This is a genomic window from Corynebacterium sp. 74A (assembly GCF_008930665.1).
GTDB lineage: Bacteria > Actinomycetota > Actinomycetes > Mycobacteriales > Mycobacteriaceae > Corynebacterium > Corynebacterium megadyptis.
Map to the genome: position 1 here is coordinate 430,202 of NZ_PQMG01000002.1, position 18,151 is coordinate 448,352.

General features: G+C 62.7%; 15 protein-coding genes and 4 tRNA genes. 6 read left to right on the plus strand and 13 right to left on the minus strand.

Going from position 1 to position 18,151, the window contains the following annotated elements; all coding sequences use genetic code 11:
- Positions 1-15 precede the first annotated feature (15 nt).
- The gene (locus GBB11_RS04930; protein WP_151550319.1) at positions 16-1,071 is read left to right on the plus strand and encodes a prephenate dehydrogenase; all 1,056 of its coding nucleotides are present in this window, start codon (positions 16-18) and stop codon (positions 1,069-1,071) included.
- Between the two features lie 107 nt (positions 1,072-1,178).
- On the opposite strand, the gene GBB11_RS04935 is transcribed toward GBB11_RS04930, so the two are convergent.
- The 9 genes from GBB11_RS04935 to GBB11_RS04975 form a co-directional block, all read right to left on the minus strand.
- Positions 1,179-1,254, minus strand: a tRNA-Arg gene (locus tag GBB11_RS04935).
- Positions 1,255-1,433: 179 nt separating this feature from the next.
- A complete protein-coding gene (locus GBB11_RS04940) occupies positions 1,434-3,020 on the minus strand; it encodes a DASS family sodium-coupled anion symporter (protein ID WP_151550320.1) in 1,587 nt (528 codons plus the stop codon).
- A 400-nt stretch (positions 3,021-3,420) separates the two neighbouring features.
- Positions 3,421-3,900, minus strand: coding sequence for a PTS glucose transporter subunit IIA (locus GBB11_RS04945; protein ID WP_151530393.1), 480 nt, complete (start codon positions 3,898-3,900; stop codon positions 3,421-3,423).
- A gap of 143 nt (positions 3,901-4,043) precedes the next feature.
- On the minus strand, positions 4,044-5,636 hold the full coding sequence (gene nagE / locus GBB11_RS04950) for an N-acetylglucosamine-specific PTS transporter subunit IIBC (protein ID WP_151550321.1): 1,593 nt from the start codon (positions 5,634-5,636) through the stop codon (positions 4,044-4,046).
- A gap of 40 nt (positions 5,637-5,676) precedes the next feature.
- Positions 5,677-6,555 (minus strand): PRD domain-containing protein, encoded by an 879-nt coding sequence (locus GBB11_RS04955; protein ID WP_151550322.1) that lies wholly within the window; start codon positions 6,553-6,555, stop codon positions 5,677-5,679.
- 298 nt (positions 6,556-6,853) lie between these two features.
- The gene (locus GBB11_RS04960; RefSeq protein ID WP_151550323.1) at positions 6,854-7,918 is read right to left on the minus strand and encodes a glycerophosphodiester phosphodiesterase family protein; all 1,065 of its coding nucleotides are present in this window, start codon (positions 7,916-7,918) and stop codon (positions 6,854-6,856) included.
- Between the two features lie 152 nt (positions 7,919-8,070).
- The gene (locus tag GBB11_RS04965; protein ID WP_151550324.1) at positions 8,071-9,267 is read right to left on the minus strand and encodes an MFS transporter; all 1,197 of its coding nucleotides are present in this window, start codon (positions 9,265-9,267) and stop codon (positions 8,071-8,073) included.
- A gap of 217 nt (positions 9,268-9,484) precedes the next feature.
- Positions 9,485-9,560, minus strand: a tRNA-Arg gene (locus tag GBB11_RS04970).
- A 30-nt stretch (positions 9,561-9,590) separates the two neighbouring features.
- Positions 9,591-9,679, minus strand: a tRNA-Ser gene (locus tag GBB11_RS04975).
- Between the two features lie 95 nt (positions 9,680-9,774).
- Here GBB11_RS04975 and hisC point away from each other — a divergent pair.
- Positions 9,775-10,797, plus strand: coding sequence for a histidinol-phosphate transaminase (gene hisC / locus GBB11_RS04980; RefSeq protein ID WP_151550325.1), 1,023 nt, complete (start codon positions 9,775-9,777; stop codon positions 10,795-10,797).
- Between the two features lie 110 nt (positions 10,798-10,907).
- Here the strand turns inward: hisC and GBB11_RS04985 are convergent.
- A tRNA-Ser gene (locus GBB11_RS04985) sits at positions 10,908-10,994 on the minus strand.
- A 119-nt stretch (positions 10,995-11,113) separates the two neighbouring features.
- Here GBB11_RS04985 and GBB11_RS04990 point away from each other — a divergent pair.
- Positions 11,114-12,079: an NAD(P)H-quinone oxidoreductase gene (locus GBB11_RS04990; protein ID WP_151550340.1), complete on the plus strand. Its 966-nt coding sequence runs from the start codon at positions 11,114-11,116 to the stop codon at positions 12,077-12,079.
- Between the two features lie 182 nt (positions 12,080-12,261).
- On the opposite strand, the gene GBB11_RS04995 is transcribed toward GBB11_RS04990, so the two are convergent.
- Positions 12,262-13,458, minus strand: coding sequence for an aminotransferase class V-fold PLP-dependent enzyme (locus GBB11_RS04995; RefSeq protein ID WP_151550326.1), 1,197 nt, complete (start codon positions 13,456-13,458; stop codon positions 12,262-12,264).
- 360 nt (positions 13,459-13,818) lie between these two features.
- On the opposite strand from GBB11_RS04995, the gene GBB11_RS05000 reads away from it, so the two are divergent.
- From GBB11_RS05000 to GBB11_RS05010, 3 genes are all read left to right on the plus strand, one after another.
- Positions 13,819-14,712 carry an ABC transporter permease gene (locus GBB11_RS05000; RefSeq protein ID WP_151550327.1) on the plus strand — a complete coding sequence of 298 codons (894 nt, stop codon included), beginning with the start codon at positions 13,819-13,821 and terminating at the stop codon, positions 14,710-14,712.
- A 64-nt stretch (positions 14,713-14,776) separates the two neighbouring features.
- The gene (locus GBB11_RS05005) at positions 14,777-15,577 is read left to right on the plus strand and encodes an ABC transporter ATP-binding protein (protein ID WP_151550328.1); all 801 of its coding nucleotides are present in this window, start codon (positions 14,777-14,779) and stop codon (positions 15,575-15,577) included.
- 60 nt (positions 15,578-15,637) lie between these two features.
- Positions 15,638-16,540 carry a glycosyltransferase gene (locus GBB11_RS05010; RefSeq protein WP_151550329.1) on the plus strand — a complete coding sequence of 301 codons (903 nt, stop codon included), beginning with the start codon at positions 15,638-15,640 and terminating at the stop codon, positions 16,538-16,540.
- A gap of 7 nt (positions 16,541-16,547) precedes the next feature.
- Here GBB11_RS05010 and GBB11_RS05015 read toward each other — a convergent pair whose 3' ends face one another.
- Both GBB11_RS05015 and GBB11_RS05020 read right to left on the minus strand, forming a co-directional pair.
- Positions 16,548-16,961: a GtrA family protein gene (locus GBB11_RS05015; protein WP_151550341.1), complete on the minus strand. Its 414-nt coding sequence runs from the start codon at positions 16,959-16,961 to the stop codon at positions 16,548-16,550.
- A 120-nt stretch (positions 16,962-17,081) separates the two neighbouring features.
- Positions 17,082-18,125, minus strand: coding sequence for a hypothetical protein (locus tag GBB11_RS05020; protein WP_151550330.1), 1,044 nt, complete (start codon positions 18,123-18,125; stop codon positions 17,082-17,084).
- Between the last annotated feature and the right edge of the window lie 26 nt (positions 18,126-18,151).

Below are 18,151 nucleotides of genomic sequence, written 5' to 3' on the forward strand. Positions count from 1 at the left end.
TGCCACACTTGTCGGATGATCCCGCATAACATTTCTCGTCCCGTCTGCATCCTCGGGCTCGGGCTGATCGGCGGCTCCTTGCTGCGCGATCTGCACCACGCCGGCCACGCCTGCTTTGGCTTTAACCGCTCCCCCTCCGCCGTGTCTACGGCCCAAGATGAGGGCTATGACGTCTCCTCGCAGCTCGAGCCCACCCTCGAGCGCGCTGAACAGGAAGGCGCCTTGATTGTGTTGGCGGTGCCGATGCCGGCGATCGGCACCATGCTCGATGCCATCGCCAGCTACGCCCCGTCCTGCGGCATCACCGATGTGGTGAGTGTGAAATCGGCGGTGCTCGCCGAGGTGCGCGCCCGCGGCATGGAAGGCCGCTATGTGGGCGGGCACCCCATGGCTGGAACCGCCGATTCCGGCTGGTCGGCCGCCCACGATGACCTCTTCAAGGGCGCCGCGTGGGTGATTACCTTCGACTATGCAGCAGAGCACCCCGAGGCTGTGGATGAGGACTGGCTGCGGCTGTGGGTGGATTGCGTGCGCATGGCCAGCAAGGTGGGGGCGGAGGTCATCCCGGCCCGCAGCGATCACCACGATTCCGCGGTGGCGCGCATCTCGCATGTGCCCCACCTGCTCGCCGAGGCCCTCGCCGTGGTCGGCGATAATGGCGGCCCGCTCGCCCTATCGCTGGCCGCCGGTTCCTTCCGCGATGGCACCCGTGTGGCCAGCTCGGCGCCCTCGCTGGTGCGCGCCATGTGCGAGACCAACCACGAGGCGGTACTCACCGCCTTGGATGAGGCACTGGAGTTGCTTAACGACGCCCGCACGCATCTCACCACCTCCGCGCCGAATATTGGCGAGCTGGTGGATTTCGGTTATCGCTCCCGCGTCCGCTTTGAGGCGCGGAGTAATTCCACCCCGAATAACTCCACGCAGATTAGTTCCCGCCCGGTGCTGCGCATCCAGCCGGGTAGCGCCGCCTGGGTACAGCAGCTCATTCATGCCGAAAACCTCGGTGCCCGCATCGAGCTGCTCGAGGCCCCCGCACCGCTGCCGAGCGAGGATGAGCGGCCGCGGTAGTCATATCGCGGGCCCGCAGAACGCTGGGGGCCCGCGATGCGCTCACCCGAGACCGCCCTGAAACGCCAGAAAACCCAGTCCATCAAGTGGATGAACTGGGTTTCCGTTGGTGCGCCCGAAGGGATTCGAACCCCTAACCTTCTGATCCGTAGTCAGATGCTCTATCCGTTGAGCTACGGGCGCAGTCCACGTCACTGAGATTTCTCTCGGTGCTGTGCAACGAGAAAATACATTACACCCCCAGCAAAGAAACCGGCAAGTTGCCTGCTCATGAGGCTTTTTGCCGGTTTCTTTCTGGCTACTGGGCACGCTGCACGGGGCATCAAACGCCGTGCAGCCGCAGCCGTGGACTATCCCCCTAGCTAGGGCAGCACGAGGTTGAACACGGGCACCGCGAGGAGATACACGGTGGCGGTGATCAGGAAGAGACCAATGATGTTTAGCCCGATACCACCCTTGACCATTTCGCCGATACGGACATAGCCGGAACCGAAGGCGATGGCGTTCGGCGGAGTCGCGACCGGCAGCATGAAGGCACAGGTGGCGGCCAGTGCCACCGGGATGGTGAGCAGCAGGACGTTCTCTTCGCCGCCGAGGCTGGTGAGGCCAATACCCACGGCCACGCCGCCCAGGATGGGCAGGAAGGCCGCAGCCGTAGCGGTGTTCGAGGTGAACTCGGTGAGGATGAGCACCACGGCGGCAATGACGAAGATGAACAGGATGGTGGGCAGCACATCGAGGCCGCGGGCGAGCTCACCAATCCACAGCGACAGTCCGGAGACGGAGAACATCTTGGACAGTGCGAGGCCACCGCCGAAGAGCAGCAGCACATCCCAGGGGAGTTCCTTGGCGGTCTCCCAGTCGATGAGGCGCACGCCGGTTTTTGCATTGGCAGGGAGAATGAACAGCAGAAGCGCTGCGGTCATGCCGATGGCGGCGTCGGCAATGTTCAGTGCGGAGCCGCTGATGCGGATGATGATGGGAATGAAGATCCAAGACAGGGCGGTCAGCAGGAAAATCAGGCCCACATACTTTTCGCCGCGGCACATCGGGCCCATGGCCTTGATCTCGTTACGGATCAGCTCACGTCCACCGGGGATCTCCTTGATCTCCGGCTTGAACACGCTGATAAGCACGAACCAGGCGATGGCCAGGAACACGGCGGCCAGCGGCACGCCGACCATCATCCACTGCCCGAAGCCGATGTGCACGTCGTGGTTATCGGACATGTAGCCGACCAGCAGGGCGTTCGGCGGGGTGCCGATGATAGTGCCCAAGGAACCAATCGAGGCCGAGTAGGCGATGGCGAGCATCAGCGCCGTCGCGAACTTCTTCTGCTTGTCTTGGCCGCCGACCTGTTCGGCGGTAAGCGCCAGTACGGATACACCGATGGGCAACATCACCACGGCGGTGGCGGTATTGGACACCCACATGGAGAGGAAGCCGGTGGCGATCATGAAGCCGGCGATGAGCTGCTTGGGCTTGGTGCCCACCAGCAGCACCACGCTGAGCGCGAGGCGCCGGTGCAAATTCCAGCGCTGCATGCCGAGCGCCAGGATGAATCCACCCATAAACAGGAAGATGGTGGGGTTGCCGTATTGGCCGGAGACATCACCGAAATCCACCAGCTGCGCTAGGGGGAACAGCGCGAGCGGCACCAAGGCGGTGGCGGCCAGCGGGATGGCTTCCGTCATCCACCATGCGCCCATGAGCACGGCACCAGCGGCGGTGGTGCGGAGCGCCTGATAGGTATAGGGCTCCTCGGTATCCGGATAGGCCTTGTTCACGGTGTCGGCCGCGGATTCCGGGAAGAGATAGTAAACGATCAGCGCAAGCACGACGCCCAAAATGAGGCCGAAGGCCTGGCGGCGCCATGCTGAGGCGGGGGGAGCCTCAGCGTCGGCTGCCGGTGCGTGGGCGCTCGACTCGTGAGTAACTGGGGTAGACACAGCGGTACCAGCTTTCCATGTGTGAGTGAAGAAAAACGGGTGTGAAGCCGCTCGCCAACACCTCATGGGCTCTCTGCGGTGATGTCCGATCCCGCATTTCCCCACGTCAATGGGGTCGGGGGCGGCGCAAGGCAGCTTCCGTGAAGCACTTACTGCGAAAGGAAATGCTTACCCTACTTAGAGTAGTTCTCAAGAGGGTTGTTATAAGTCATTTCGCCCGAAATGCTCACAGAACCTGAGAAGATTACCCCTAAATGGATGGGGACTGTCCGTATGTCACCTGCCGTTAATGTCAGACGGTTCATTAAAGAAAAGGGGCCGGCCGCCGCTGCTGCAGTGCGCAGACGACGTCCGGCCCCGTCCTCCACTGGAGGTGGCGCGGGTGCGCGGGGACCATGCCCTAGTTCATGGACACCTCACAGGCCACATCGGCCGGGGTGGCGGCCTGTGCCGTGTGTACCTCTGCGTCCTTGACTTGCTTCTTGTTAGTGAACACCACGGGGATGATCGTGGAGAGGCCTTCCTTCTCGATCTCGCTAAAGTCCACCCGCACGATCGGGGTTCCTTGGCTCACGCTCTGGCCCTTTTCTACGAGGCGCTCGAAGCCGCGGCCCTTCATGTTCACGGTGTCAATGCCCACGTGCACGAGCACTTCGAGGCCCTTATCGCTCTTGAGAGCGAAGGCGTGGCCGGTGGGAAAGACCGTCACGAGGGTACCGTCGATAGGCGCGGTTACCTCGAGTACTCCGCCGACGGGCTTGAGCGCGAAACCTTGGCCCATCATGCCATCAGCGAATACGGGGTCATCCACCTCGGACATGGCGCATACCTCACCCTCGCAGGGAGCGTGGACCTTGGTTTTCTTTCCGAATCCGAACATTGTTTCTCCTTTTATTCTTCTACTCGTCTTGTGCGGGAACGCGGCCCTGCACGTCACGAGCGAGTCTAATCCCGTGGTGAGGCCACGGCACACACCGCGGCCTCACTCATCCCATGACCTGCTGCGCAGGTGGCATGGACAGGTTATTCCTCAGCTTCCCCGGTAGCGCTGACGCTGCTCGGGGTTTGGCGCACTACTTCGTCATAGACGAACTGCACCTGGGGGCCGATGATGATCTGCACCGAGTTCTTGGAGGGCTTGATCACACCGAGCACCTTGTTCTGCGGCAGCTTGGGCTCGTCGAACTTGCTGCCATCTTTGACCACCACGCGCAGGCGGGTGGCGCAGTAATCGAGGGAGTCGATGTTCTCAGCCCCACCGAGAGCGGTGATGATCTTCGCGGCGGTGGCACGGGTGTCATCATCGCCGGAGTCCTCGTCTTCCTCGCTGTCTACCTCGGCGTCCTTACCGCGGCCCGGGGTGGACATGTTGAAGGCGCCGATCAAGAAGTAGAAGATCACGAAGTACAGGGCGAAGTAGACCACGCCGAGTAGCAGCAGCATCCACCACTGGTTTGCCAGCGGGTTGCGTGCGGAGAGCACCATGTCCACGAAACCGGCGGAGAAGCCGAAGCCTGCGGTCCAGTGGAAGGTAGCGGCAATCGCCAGGGAGATACCGGTGAGCAGGGCGTGCACCACGTAGAGCACCGGGGCGACGAACATGAAGGAGAACTCGAGGGGCTCGGTCACACCGGTGAAGAAGGCGGCCAGGGCGCCAGCCAGCATCAGCGAGCCGACAACCTTGCGGCGCTTGCCCTCGGCGCGCAGGTAGATGGCCAGTGCGGCACCGGGCAGACCGAACATCATGATCGGGAAGAAGCCGGCCTGGTATTGACCGATCACGCCCACGACCTCACAGGTGCTGCCGTCCCAGATACCGGGGCAGGTGGCGGCGTCGGTGGCTGCAGAAGCGTCCGCGATGGTGGATGCGCCACCCTGGAACTTGCCGATGTCATTAATGCCGATCACATCGAACCAGAAGATGGAGTTCAGCGCGTGGTGCAGACCGGTGGGAATGAGCAGACGGTTGAAGAAGCCGTACACGCCCGCGCCACCGGCGCCGAGGCCCTGAATCCAGGTACCGAAGTTGAAGAGCACTCCGTAGATCACCGGCCACACGAAGTAGAAGATGCCGGAGAGAATGATCGAGAAGAAGGAGGTGAGAATCGGCACCAGGCGACGGCCAGAGAAGAAGGCCAGGAAGTCGGGCAGCTTCACCCCGCTGAATCGGTTGTACACCCAGGCGGCGAGCACACCGATGACGATGCCGAAGAGCACGTTCTTGCTGCCCACGGCAGCCCAGCCCTCAGCAGCCCAGTCGCGGGCGGCCTGGCCGGTGAGTTCCTCGGGATCGCCGATGCCACGGTAGCCGGCCACGGCGTCCTCGCCCAGCAGCTTCGTGAGCGTAGCAAAGCCGATGAAGCCGGAGAGCGCCGCAGCACCATTGGAGTCCTTGGCCAAGCCAAAAGCAATAGCGATGGCGAAGATCAGGCCCAGGTTGTCCAGAATGGCACTACCGGAGGAGATGAGGATGGAGGCGAAGGCGTTATCAGCGCCCCATCCGGTGGGATCGATCCAATAACCGATACCCATGAGAATTGCCGCCACTGGCAGGACGGCCACAGCGCCCATGAGGGCCTTGCCCAGACGCTGTAGTGAAGTCATTACTTTATTCATGACCTGCACTCACCCCTTCTTGTATGGAAATAGTTGTGTTTTATTGTGTGTATCCGTGCAGATACACCGCGAGAAAAGCGGTCTCTCCGCGAAGTTTTTTATCTAAGGTGTCCGTGCCCGCTAGGTCCCGTATCACGTCCTCGGCCAGTTCCCATTCCTCCGGTAATTGCCGAGAAATAGTGCTGGCGAGGGCATTGCTGCGATAGTTCTGCTCCCGCAGTCGTGTGAGGAGATAACGGAGCCGAATAGGCAAGGAATCATCTGCTGCGTCGCGCTTATCGACGCTCACCGCATCGCCCGCGCCCGCCTCGGCAATGTGGAGCCGCCGGTGAATGAGCTGCTCCGCCCGAGAAATGGCATTGGCCGTGGCCAAGGGTTTTTTCACGGTGTCGCCAGTGCGGGCGGCGGTGAGGTGGAGGGTGATAAACGCGGCCTCATCAAGCGGCAGATCGCGGGTGTCGAGGTTGGCGTTGAGGTAGTGCACCACCACTTCCGCGGCGGAAAAGGCCTCGGGGAATACCGCTTTGATCTCGTTGACGAGGGTGTTTTCGATGAGCTCGCCGCGATCGACGCGCTCAACTGCTGCCGAGAGATGCTCGGTGAGAATCACATAAATTGAGGGATGCAATTCCCCCAGCACATCCACGGCTAAGTCTATGGCGGCACTAATCACGGCCAGCTGGGCGGCGTTGATACGGCCGAGGCTGGTGAGGATTTCTTCCTGCTCCGCGGTGAGCTCCACATATTCTTGCCGATTTTCTGCGGCAGTGACCTCAGCGCGAGACATGATGTCTCCGATGGATGCGCCGAAGCCAAGTCCTTTCCCCACAATCACTTTGGACTGGGGGGCTGGGCCCTCGGAATCGCGCACCACCACGGCGTTATTGCTCAGCACACGAGCTATACGAAGCTCTGTCATGCCTGCTCACCTCCGGTGTGTCAAGGGGATCAACTCCCACGTCGTGAACCTCACCGATCCAGCAGCAGTGGCTGGTCGGCGGTGATCGTCACTATGGGAGTATCCAGTGCGCGGTGATGCCTGATCGAATCAGTGACACCCGAGGGCTGTGATACATCCCAAAGTGTATCTGGTTATAACGTCAGATGAGTATGGAATGTGGACAAAGACACAACGAGGCATCCGCACATGTGGGGGTAGCGATAAGGAAACCCCTGCGCACCAGCGGCAACAGGGGCGTGGGAAAAGATGCGGGCCCTTAGTTGTGCTGCGGCTTCCAGCCATAATCTTGAGCCACCTGCACCAATAGCGTGGGATAGTCGGTGATGATCCCATCTACCCCAGCCTCGATTTGATCGCGCATCGTGGGCTCATCGTTGACCGTCCACGGGATCACCTTCAGGCCCAGGTCATGGGCGCGCTTCACATACTCGGCGGTGGCCACGGGATGGTAGTCCTCATCCCCCGCCGTGGCCCCATAGGGCACCGCATAGCCCGGGCTCACCACATCGGTGCCGAGCTGCTGTACCGCAGCCAGCACATCGCCGTCCGTGTCCTCGTAGCTCACCGATCCCAGCCAGGGGGAGTTCTCGGTCCAGGTGGTCTCATCGTAGAGCGCCACTGTGGGCACCTCAGGGGCGATGTCCTGCACGATCTCGAGGCTGGACCAGTCGAAACTTTGAATGGTGATCTTCTCTCGCAGCCCCGCCTCATCGGCGGCGGCGAGAATGGCGTCCACGAACTCCCGCGGCGGAGCGGACTCAGCGGGGTTCTCGGCCTCGATCTTGGTCTCGATATTGTAGCTGACCTCGGGGTTCTTCTCCTTGGCTAGCGCGAATACCTCGGAGAGCTGGGCGATCCTATTGTCCGTGGCCGGGGTGGCGTCCGGGAAATCCTCCAGCGTCTTATCGCAGCGTAGCGTCTCGAGCTGGGCGTAGCTGAGCTCGTGGACGAGCGCGCCCACATAGGGGTATTGCTCATCGCCCTCGGTAGCGGGCTCGGTATCGGCGCACTTTGTGTCCTCGATGCGCGGATCGTGCCACACCATAGGCACCCCGTCGGCGCTCATCACGATGTCCAGCTCGAGGGTATCCACCCCGAGATCAAGGGCGTGGGAAAACGCCGTGAGGGATTCCTCGGTGTGTTCTCCCCTACCGCCGCGATGCGCCTGCACATCGAGGCCGGCGGCATCCACCGTGGCGGTCTCGGAAGGGGTGGTATCGGCGGTGGATTCGGAGCCGGAGCGGCCCGAGGAGCCGGAGGAGCATCCAGCAAGTAGCAGCGATCCGGCGGCAAGCACGCAGAGACTCTGGCGCAGTGTCATCTCATCTCCTTAGAGGTTGTTCACTCACGATCAGGCGGGACCTGGCTGGAGGGAGGCGTCGATAAGCGCAGCACTACCCCGCACTCACCGCCCACTCTAAGGCGGAGATGTTCCCCTCCGCGCGCTAACTTACGATTACGTACCCACGCTCGCTACCCCCGCCCAGCGCCATAGACCCGGCGTGAGGCCCACACGGCGAACAGGAGCAGCACCACCGCCACCGAGGCACCGAAGCCAAGCATCTGCGGATACCCGAAACGGCCCGAGAGCGCTGTCAGCACCGCGGGGAAAATCATGCCGGTATAGGTGAGCGAGTAGTACACGCCGGAGAGACTTCCCAGCTCATTGGGTGCGGCGACCTCGATCGTCTCAGACAGCCCGGTGTACATGCAGGAACCATAGGAAATCCCCAGCAGCACACAGGCACAGGCGACCCGCACCAGGCTCAGGTGCTCCACCACGTACACCGCGGTGCTCATCGCTAGCACCACGGCGCCCAGGCTGAGCGCGGGGCGCAGGTGTGCCGGCACCAGCGGCATGCCACGCTGCACCACGAAGCCAGTGATGAGCACGATAGTGATGAACATGCCGGTCAGCGCAATGGGATGCTCCATCTCGGGCTGGAAGCGCTGCGGCAAAATGGCGTTGCCCACAAAGGCGGTGCCGAATACCCAGGGCGCCACGGAGGCGGCGAGGAAGATGAAGCGAAAGCTGAACATGGCACGCAGGGGAAATATCCCGCTGCAGCCATAATGGCTGGGGCCGCGACGCGGGGACTGGCGGGTTTCCTGCACCCCGAAGAGCAGCGGCTGGAAGGCGAGGGTGAGCAGAATATGAAAGACGAAGGGCAGCTGCCCCGGCAGCGGCGCCCACTGCCCGATCAGCCCCGAGGCCCCCGCTCCCAGACCGAAGCCGGCGCTAAGGGACATCGCCACGCGCATCGCTCCCGAGGAGGGCGTGGCGCTGGGATCGAAGCGCGGGGCGGAAAGCTCCTTGATCCAGCTGCCGCCCGCGGTCATGGCCATGCCCACGGCAGTACCAGCGCACAAACGTCCCAGGCCCATGAGCCAGGCGGTGTGTTCACCGCTGGCAATGAGCACAGACCCCAGCAGCGCCACGATGGGGGCGGGCAGCATCAGCGCCCGCCGACCATAGCGATCCGAGAGTGGGCCGGTGACCAATAGCCCGCTCGCCACGCCGATGGCGTAATACACCAGCATGAGGTCCACGACCACGGCGGCCAGCGCACCCTGCCCGCGGTAGTACACCAGCATCGGCGTGAAGCCATTTCCTCCCCACGCCACCCCGAACACGGGAAGCGCGACCCGAAGCCACTGCTTATCCTTCATAATTGTGAACTGTATTACATAACTGGCCGTTGTGGGGGCGAGTTCGGGGAGCTTATCGACGCCTGGAGCCAGGCACTCAACCTCGACGGCGGTGAGCATAACGGGCAGGTGTTCCATGGACATCGCCCGCTGTGGGGCGCGGAATCCATGGCGGTGGGGACAGAGCCCACACATGCGACAACCCCAGCTCATCATGGCGATGAACTGGGGTTGTCTGTGGTGCGCCCGAAGGGATTCGAACCCCTAACCTTCTGATCCGTAGTCAGATGCTCTATCCGTTGAGCTACGGGCGCATTCTCACACTCTCCGAAGAGAGGTGAGAGCGGAGACGAGAGGATTTGAACCTCCGGCCCTCCGTTAAGAGGGCAACTCATTAGCAGTGAGCCCCATTCGGCCGCTCTGGCACGTCTCCACGCGCATACGCAATGCGCTCAGGCCATAATAGCAATCATTTGTGGGGGCGCAAAAACCGTGGGTGAGAGGCGACGAGTGCTAGTGTTAGGCACCATGATTCGCCCTGATCTTGCTTCTTTGCCGGCCTATGTTCCGGGCAAGCGCAACCCGCGTGCCCTCAAGCTATCCAGTAATGAAGTGGCGAGTGGACCGCTGCCGGCCGTGCTCACCGCCATGGAGCAGGCAACCTCCCACGCGAACCGCTATCCAGACATGGCAGCACTGGATATCCGAGAGCAGCTCGCCGCCCACCTCGACCTGACGGTAGATCAGGTGGCCGTGGGCTGCGGCTCCTCCGCGCTGTGCCAGCAACTGGTGCAGATCGCCTGCGATCGTGGCGAAGAGGTGGTGTTCCCGTGGCGCTCCTTCGAGGCCTATCCCATCTTCGCCCAGGTGGCCAACGCCGCCGGCGTGCCAGTGCCGCTGACTGAGGATCACCGCCTCGACCTGCCCGCCATGGCTGCGGCAATCACCGACGCCACCCGCCTCGTATTCGTGTGCAACCCGAATAACCCCACCGGCACCACCATCACCGCCGCCGAGTTTGCTGATTTCATGCAGGCTGTGCCGCGCGATGTGATCGTGGCCCTCGATGAGGCCTACTTCGAGTACATGCGCGCCACAGACACCCCCATCGGGCACACGGCGATCCACGAGTACCCGAACCTCGTCGCCCTGCGCACCTTCTCGAAGGCCTATGGCTTGGCCGCCATGCGCATTGGTTATGCCTTCGGCGCCCCCGAGATCATCGAGGCGCTGAACAAGGTGGCCATCCCCTTCGGCGTGAATGCCGTGGCCCAGGCCGCCGCCAGCGCCTCGTTGGCTGAGTCCGCGCAGCTGCTGCAGTGCACCGATGAGGTGGTGGAGCAGCGGCAGCGGGTGTGCGAAGAGCTGCAGGCTGTGCCCTCCGAGGCGAACTTTGTGTGGATTCCGCGCGATGATGCGCTCGAGGTGGCGTCGGCACTGGCAGACAAAGATGTGCTGGTGCGCGCCTTCCCAGAAGGGCTGCGCGTGACCGTGACCACCGCCGCGGAAATGGATCGCCTGCTGAGCGTGTGGCAGGAGCTGGGGCTCTAGCTGCTTCGGCCGCTTAGGCTGCTGCGCCAGCCCCCATGGCGCAGCCTGTACCAGCAAAAAAATGTAGCGCGGCACTGAAAATAACCAGTGTCGCGCTACATCTGTATATGCGGAGGCGGAGGGATTTGAACCCCCGGACCGTTTCACGGGTCGCTCGCTTTCAAGGCGAGTGCATTCGGCCGCTCTGCCACGCCTCCCTGCCTGCGTGGACCGCACTCGCAGGGGCGGGTGGGCCACAGACTCCAGTCATCCTAGCCGATTCGCCCCGCGTTCACCTACTGTGGAGGCTATGACTGAACACACAAAGAACGACACAATGAAAGCTATCACTCTCGTTGAATCCGATAATCCCAAGCGCCCGGATCTGGTGTGGGATGAGGTAGAGCGTCCCAGCCTCGCCGCGGGCGAGGTATTGGTGGAGGTCAAGGCCGCGGGCGTTAATCGTGCCGATCTGGCACAGCGCGCTGGCGCCTATCCGCCGCCGGAGGGTGCCTCCGAGATCCTCGGCCTAGAAATTGCGGGCGTGGTGGCAGATCCGGGCGATAGCGACTACGCAGTGGGCGATAAGGTGTGCGCCCTGCTCGCGGGCGGCGGCTATGCCGAATACGCCGCGGTGCCGGCGGGCCAGCTGCTGCCCGTCCCCGAGGGCTGGAGCTTCGCCGAGGCCGCGTCCATCGTGGAGGTAGCCACCACGGTGTGGTCCAATATTGTGATGACCGCCCACCTAGAGAAGGGCCAGACGCTGCTAGTACATGGCGGTGGCGGCGGCATCGGCACCTTCGCTATTCAGCTCGGCAAAGCCTTGGGCTGCACGGTGGCGGGCACGGCCGGTTCCGCCGAGAAGGTAGAGCTGATGACCCAACTGGGCGCTGATGTGGCTATTAACTATAAGGAGCAGGATTTCGCCGAGGTCATGCGCAATAAGTGCAATGTGATCCTCGATGTGGTCGGCGGTTCCTACCTGGATTCCAATGTGAAGGCGCTGGCCATGGATGGCACGGTGACCATCATTGGTTTGATCGGTGGCCCCAAGGGCGAGCTCAATGTGGGCCGGCTGCTCTCGAAGCGCGGCACTCTCGCCGCCACCACCCTGCGTAATCGTTCCATCGAGGACAAGGCAGAGATCGTGCGCCAGACCCAGCAGGGTGTGTGGCCGCTGCTGGAATCCGGCGAGATCAGCCACCAGATCTCCACCGTGCTGCCGATTACTGAGGCCGCGGAGGCGCACCGGATCATGGCCAAGGGCGAGATGACCGGCAAGATCATCCTCGAGATCTCCTAAGCGCCCCTCCCCCGCCGGCGCAGCCAAAGCCCTATCCTGAGCGCGCCGCGGCGGGTACGGCTGCCGCCGTATATACACAGCACCGCCGCACAGCGAGGAAAAGAAACTCGGCTGCGCGGCGGTTAGTTCTGCTCGGAAGGCTTTTTATATGACGCCAGCGAGGCTGGTGACAACAGCGGCGGTTATGCCAGCGAGGCCAGCACCCGAGCGAGCTGGTCGATATCGTATTCGGAGTTATAGGGCGCCAACCCGATGGTCACCGCACCGCCGGCGTCGGTGACGCCCATCTCGTCCAGCAGCGGCGAGGCGGGCGGAAGCACGGTGGCAATGCCATTTGAGGCGAGCCGCTCTTGCACGGTGGCGGCGGGAACATCCGGCAGCACCACGGAGATCCGCGGAATACGATCTAAGTCCAGGGCCCCGAGGTCGGTGGCATCACCGGAGACGCCCACGATGTGCACCCCGTGCAGGGTGAGTGATTCGAGCAGGTGGTGATACACCTTGCTCAGGTGGCTGGACATGTCCTCGAAGGCCATCTCAAGGCGACGCCGGCGGTTACCGGAGGCGTTTTCGTTGAGGTCTGCGTAGTGGTCGATGATCGGCGGCACACCGCCGAGCAGCCCCGGAGAGACGGCGGGAAATTCCAGCGGCCGCTGCAACCGGCCCAGCATGCTTGCGGAGCGGAACACGAGGGCGGAGACATCGGGGCCACCCATGCCGGAAATGTCCAGTACCGCGATGTCGATGCCGAGCTCATCCATAGAGCTCAAGCGATAGGGCACCACGTCACTGAGATCGGCCAGCACCCAGGCGCGGGCACGGCTGCGGGTGGCCTCGGCGATGCTGGTGATATCGTGCACCACGCCCAGCAGGCCATCGGCCGCGGGCAGCGCCACCAGGCGGGTGGCTCCCGTGACGAGCTCACTGAACTGTTCGGCGGGAATGGAGCCGAGCGTGAGATCGTATTGGGCGTAGATGGTGTTATTGGCCTCGCGAGCAAAGGGCTCGAAGATCGGGTCTGGGCTGAGCACTACATCGGAGCGACGCAGCCGCGAGGAAATAGAGCGCGCCAGCGCGATGAGGAGGTCTTGGCGGTTGGGGCCTAGAACCACGCAGTCGGCGCGGGTACCCAAAAGATCAGCAACGGCTCGACGTGCCGCATCCTCGGTATCCTGCGCCCCGGTGCGCCCCACGCTATAGCTACGCGAATGGTGCCCCGTGGTTGGCTCGGGGCGCATCATGCTGCGGCTGGTGCGGAAAGCATTGGAGAGGCCGGCGTAGACCTTTTCCGGTATTTGGGTCTGCGGGGCGTTGAGGTAGATCCAACCATCACTCAGCGAGACGTAGAGTCCACGTACACGTGGGGCATCGAAGACCATCGTGTGTTGAACGCTCCTTTACTTCTCGTGGTACCCCGCCGGATTGCACGGCACGCCGGCCGCTGGTGTCGCTGCGTACAGCCTTACCAACGGTAGTACACAGCTTACCCACCGCCCTAAGGTTTCCTGCAAGGCAAGCATCTAGCTCACAGAATGCTCACTCTAACCCCACCGCAGTGCTTCGCTCGCCTGTCTCCTGCGTCGCAGGGACCACGTGCGTCACACCTTGGATGCCCCAATGCAACCCCGCGCGACACCGTGCTCGCCGGCGTGCCGCGCCCCAGCGAGCGCGCTACATTCGCACCATCCCACCGCCGGTCTAGTCCACTTTTAGCGGCTAACCCTATAGGGTTATTTACTGTGTCAGACAGCCAATCACGCAACTTAGAGGCCACGATCGAGCGGATTACCCGCACGGATGAGACCACGGCGCCGCCTTCGCGTTCACAGACATTCGCGGCGGCGTGGTCGGATTTAGTGCGGGGCGCACAGCAGAACGAGCTGTGGCTGCAGCTCGGCTGGCAGGACATTAAGCAGCGCTATCGCCGCTCGGTGCTGGGCCCGCTGTGGATCACGATCGCTACGGGCGTGATGGCCCTCGCTTTGGGTCTGCTCTATTCGGTTCTCTTCCGCATTCCTTTGGCGGAGTTCTTGCCGCATGTGACGGTGGGGTTGATCATGTGGAACTTCATCTCGGGCTGCATCCGCGAGGGCTCGGAGGTGTTCATCGCCAACGAGGGTTTGATTAAGCAGCTGCCCTCGGCGCTATCGGTGCATGTGTATCGCTTGGTGTGGAAGCAGACTCTGTTTTTGGCCCATAACTTGGTTATTTGGGTGATTCTGATTCTGATTTTCCCGCGCAGTTTGGGCTGGGAGCTGCTGCTGGCTATTCCCGCGATGGTGCTTTTGCTGCTCAATGGCGTGTGGGTGGCTATGTTCTTCGGCATTGTCTCCACCCGTTTCCGCGATATTTCCCCGCTGCTGGAAGCTTTGACCCAGCTGCTGTTTTATGTGACGCCGATTGTGTGGACCACCCAAACTCTGAAGGATCAGGGCGGCCAGGTTGAGGGCCGCGCCCGGCTGGCGGAGTTGAATCCGCTGTATCACTACATGGAGGTTATTCGCGCTCCCTTGATCGGCGCGCCGCTGCCGGTTTATCACTGGTGGGTGGTGCTGGGCTTCACCGCTGCCGGTTTGATTCTGGCGCTGCTGGCGATGCGCACGTGGCGCTATCGCGTCAGCTATTGGGTGTAGTGCTTTTTCGCTTATCGACGCCTCCCTCCACTTTCACTTCCACATAAAGGTGCACAACGATCCCATGGTCTCTATCGATACCTACAATGCTTGCGTTGATTTCCCGATCTTCGACGCCAAAACCCGCTCGCTCAAGAAGGCGGCCCTGGGCGCTGCCGGCGGCATCATTGGCAAGAATGACTCCAATGTGGTGGTCGTGGAGGCGCTGCGCGATATTAACCTGCATCTGCAGGAGGGCGACCGCGTCGGCCTAGTGGGCCACAATGGCGCGGGTAAGTCCACGCTGCTGCGGCTGCTCTCTGGGATCTATGAGCCCACCCGTGGCTCGGCGCATGTGCGTGGCCGGGTGGCGCCCGTCTTTGATTTGGGTGTGGGCATGGATCCGGAGATCTCCGGCTACGAGAACATCATCATTCGCGGCTTGTTCTTGGGCCAGACGCGCCAGCAGATGAAAAAGAAGATGGATGAGATCGCCGATTTCACCGATCTTGGCGATTATTTGGCCATGCCGCTGCGCACCTACTCCACCGGTATGCGCATCCGCCTCGCGCTGGGTGTGGTCACCTCTATCGAGCCGGAAATCCTGCTGCTGGATGAGGGCATCGGCGCGGTGGACGCGGAGTTTATGGCGAAGGCACGCAAGCGCCTCCAGGAGTTGGTGCAGCGCTCCGGCATCCTGGTGTTTGCCTCTCACTCGAATGACTTTTTGGCCCAGCTCTGCGATACGGCGCTGTGGATTGATCATGGCACGATCAAGCAGGCCGGCACGGTGCCGGATGTGGTGGAGGCCTATGAGGGCAAGGGCGCGGCCGATCATGTGCGCCGCCTGCTTGCCCATATCGATGAACCCGAGGAGCAGAACTAGCAGCCGCGCTCGCCTTGAGCGCAGCCGCCGCCCTTGCTGCGGTATGAGAAGATAAAAGCTATGCCGCTGCACACTACGGATTCCATTGCCGCTGTTATCGTCACCCACCACCGCGCCGAGTTGCTGCGCCACTCGCTCGAGATCGTGGCCACCCAGACCCACCCGGTCGAGCACATCATCGTGGTGGATAATGGCGCCGAAGACGCGGTGCGGCAGCTGGTAGAGGAGGTTGCCGGGGAGCGTGGCGTCTATCTGCCGAGCCGCACCAACCTAGGCGGTGCGGGTGGTTTTGCCTATGGCTTCCTCACGGCTCTGGCGCTCGGCGCGGATGCTATCTGGTGCGCGGATGATGATGGCCGCCCGGAGGATACCGAGGTGCTCGCCACCTTGGTGCGCTGCGCCGAGGCCCACGGGCTCGACGAGGTCTCCCCTGTGGTGTGCAACCTGCAGCAGCCCGATAAGCTCGCCTTCCCGCTTCGCCGCGGGGTGGAGTGGCGGCGCTACCGCTCGGAGCTGGGCGAGGAGGAGCTCCTCGAGGGCATCGCCTCGCTGTTTAATGGGGCGCTGATTTCGCGGACCGCCACCGAGCGCATCGGCGTGCCGGATCTGCGGCTGTTCATCCGCGGCGACGAGGTGGAATATCATCGCCGTCTGGCGCGCTCGGGACTGCGCTTCGGCACCTGTTTGCAGACGGCCTATCTGCACCCTGATGGTTCGGAGGAGTTTAAGCCGATCCTAGGCGGGCGCATGCACACCCAATACCCGGATAATGAGGGCAAGCGCTTTTTCACCTATCGCAATCGCGGCTATCTGATGAATCAGCCCGGCATGCGCAAGCTGCTACCGCAGGAGTATGCCCGCTTTGGCTGGTTCTTTTTGGTGCAGCGCAAGGATCCGCGTGGTTTCCTCGAGTGGTTCAAGCTGCACCAGCAGGGCCGCCGGGAGCGCTTCGAGCGCCCCTAACCAGCCCCTAGCGCACTTTGAAGATCCAGAGGCGCTGCACGATGAAGTTGATCACGGTGGCAGTGCCTTGGGCGATCACGAAGGCCGCCACAGTAGACAGCCGCTCGCCCCAACCCCAGCCATAGAAGATGTTGTAGCCCACGGCGAAGAAGCCGAGGTTCACCACTGCGGTGATGGTGTAGAGAATCGCCACGGCGCTAAAGCGCTTGGCCGAGGGCTCAGCTTGGAAGGTCCAGCGGCGGTTGATCATGTAGGCGGTGAGCGTGCCAAAGATGAAGCCCACGAGACGCCCGAGGTTCTTATCCACGCCAAAGACGATGTGCAGCAGATAGGTCAGGCCGAGGTCCACCACGGCCGAGAGGCCACCGGAGACGATGAACTTGAAGGCCTGCACGTGCAGCGACTTATCCTTGGACGCCATCGCGCCGGCGTCGAGGCCCTCCACGGAGGGCAGCGGTCCGGTGTATTCGGGCTTGGTCGAGTTCGCATCCACGTGGGGGATACTAGCACCCCTGGGCCTACATTCTGCCCCACGAGCGCTTTAGTCGGTGATGATTGCGCGCAGTAGATCGATGCGTGCATTGTGTAGCGGCCCACCCACCACGAGCAGATCGTTGGCGATGATCCCGAGCATCTCCAGTACCGAAAGCGTGCGCGAGGCTAGGGAGCGGATGTCATCGGTGACTAACACGGTGGAGCCGGTCCCGCGATGGCCGGCCCACACCATGCCTTGCATCACGAAGGCCTCGGTGGTGCCGCGCGGCATTCCGGCAATATAGCTGAGCAGCAGCAGCCAGGCGGCGTCGTTGCTCACCACTTCCCGCTCGACGGGCAAGGTGCGGGTCAGCTGCACCCACAGGGCCGCGGGGTCGCTGAGTGCGTGCCGGCCCACGGCGGTGAGCCCGCCCTCGCCATCGGCTAGACCCAGCGCCCGCAGCAAGGGATCGCCGGGGATGGTGTCGTGACGGTCGTGGATATAGTGCACCAGCGGTTCGAGCAGGCTGTGCCGCTCCGCTGTGGTGGCGCGCTGCCGCGTGTCCATGCCGAGCGCCACCAGCTGGGTGGCCTCCCAGAGCCCGGCGCGGTTGATCACATCCTTCAGCGAGCTTTTCGCGCGGCTGAGCGTGGCCTCCACCCAGCGTTCGGAGTCCAGTTCACGGTTGATCACGTCCACGGAAAACTCCGGCTCGTCCAGCCGTCCTTCGCCGTCAATGCAGTGCGTATCGGAGCCGCAGATGCCGCTGAGGGTAGTGATGAGCCGCAGATTCACCGATAGGTGATCATTGAAGCGGAAGCGGAAGCTCTCCTCGCCGAGGGAGCCCAAGGTGATGGCCTCAGCCGCCCACTGATCCAGCTCAGTGCTGGTTTTTGCGCCCGGTTTGATGGTGGCGGTGGGGGTGAAAAAGCAGTAGTCGCCGGCTTCTTGCTGGTCCAGTACCACGCGCATGATGCGGGCGAAGCGATCCATGGGGATGCCGGCGGGAACACGGATGCGCCGCCACGCCCCAGAGGCGGGTTCTTCCACGTGGTAGAGCAGCGCGTAGTCGTAATCGTCGACCTCGAAGCTGGGATGGGACTGGTTCACACGGGCCAATCTAAACCAAGCCTGGC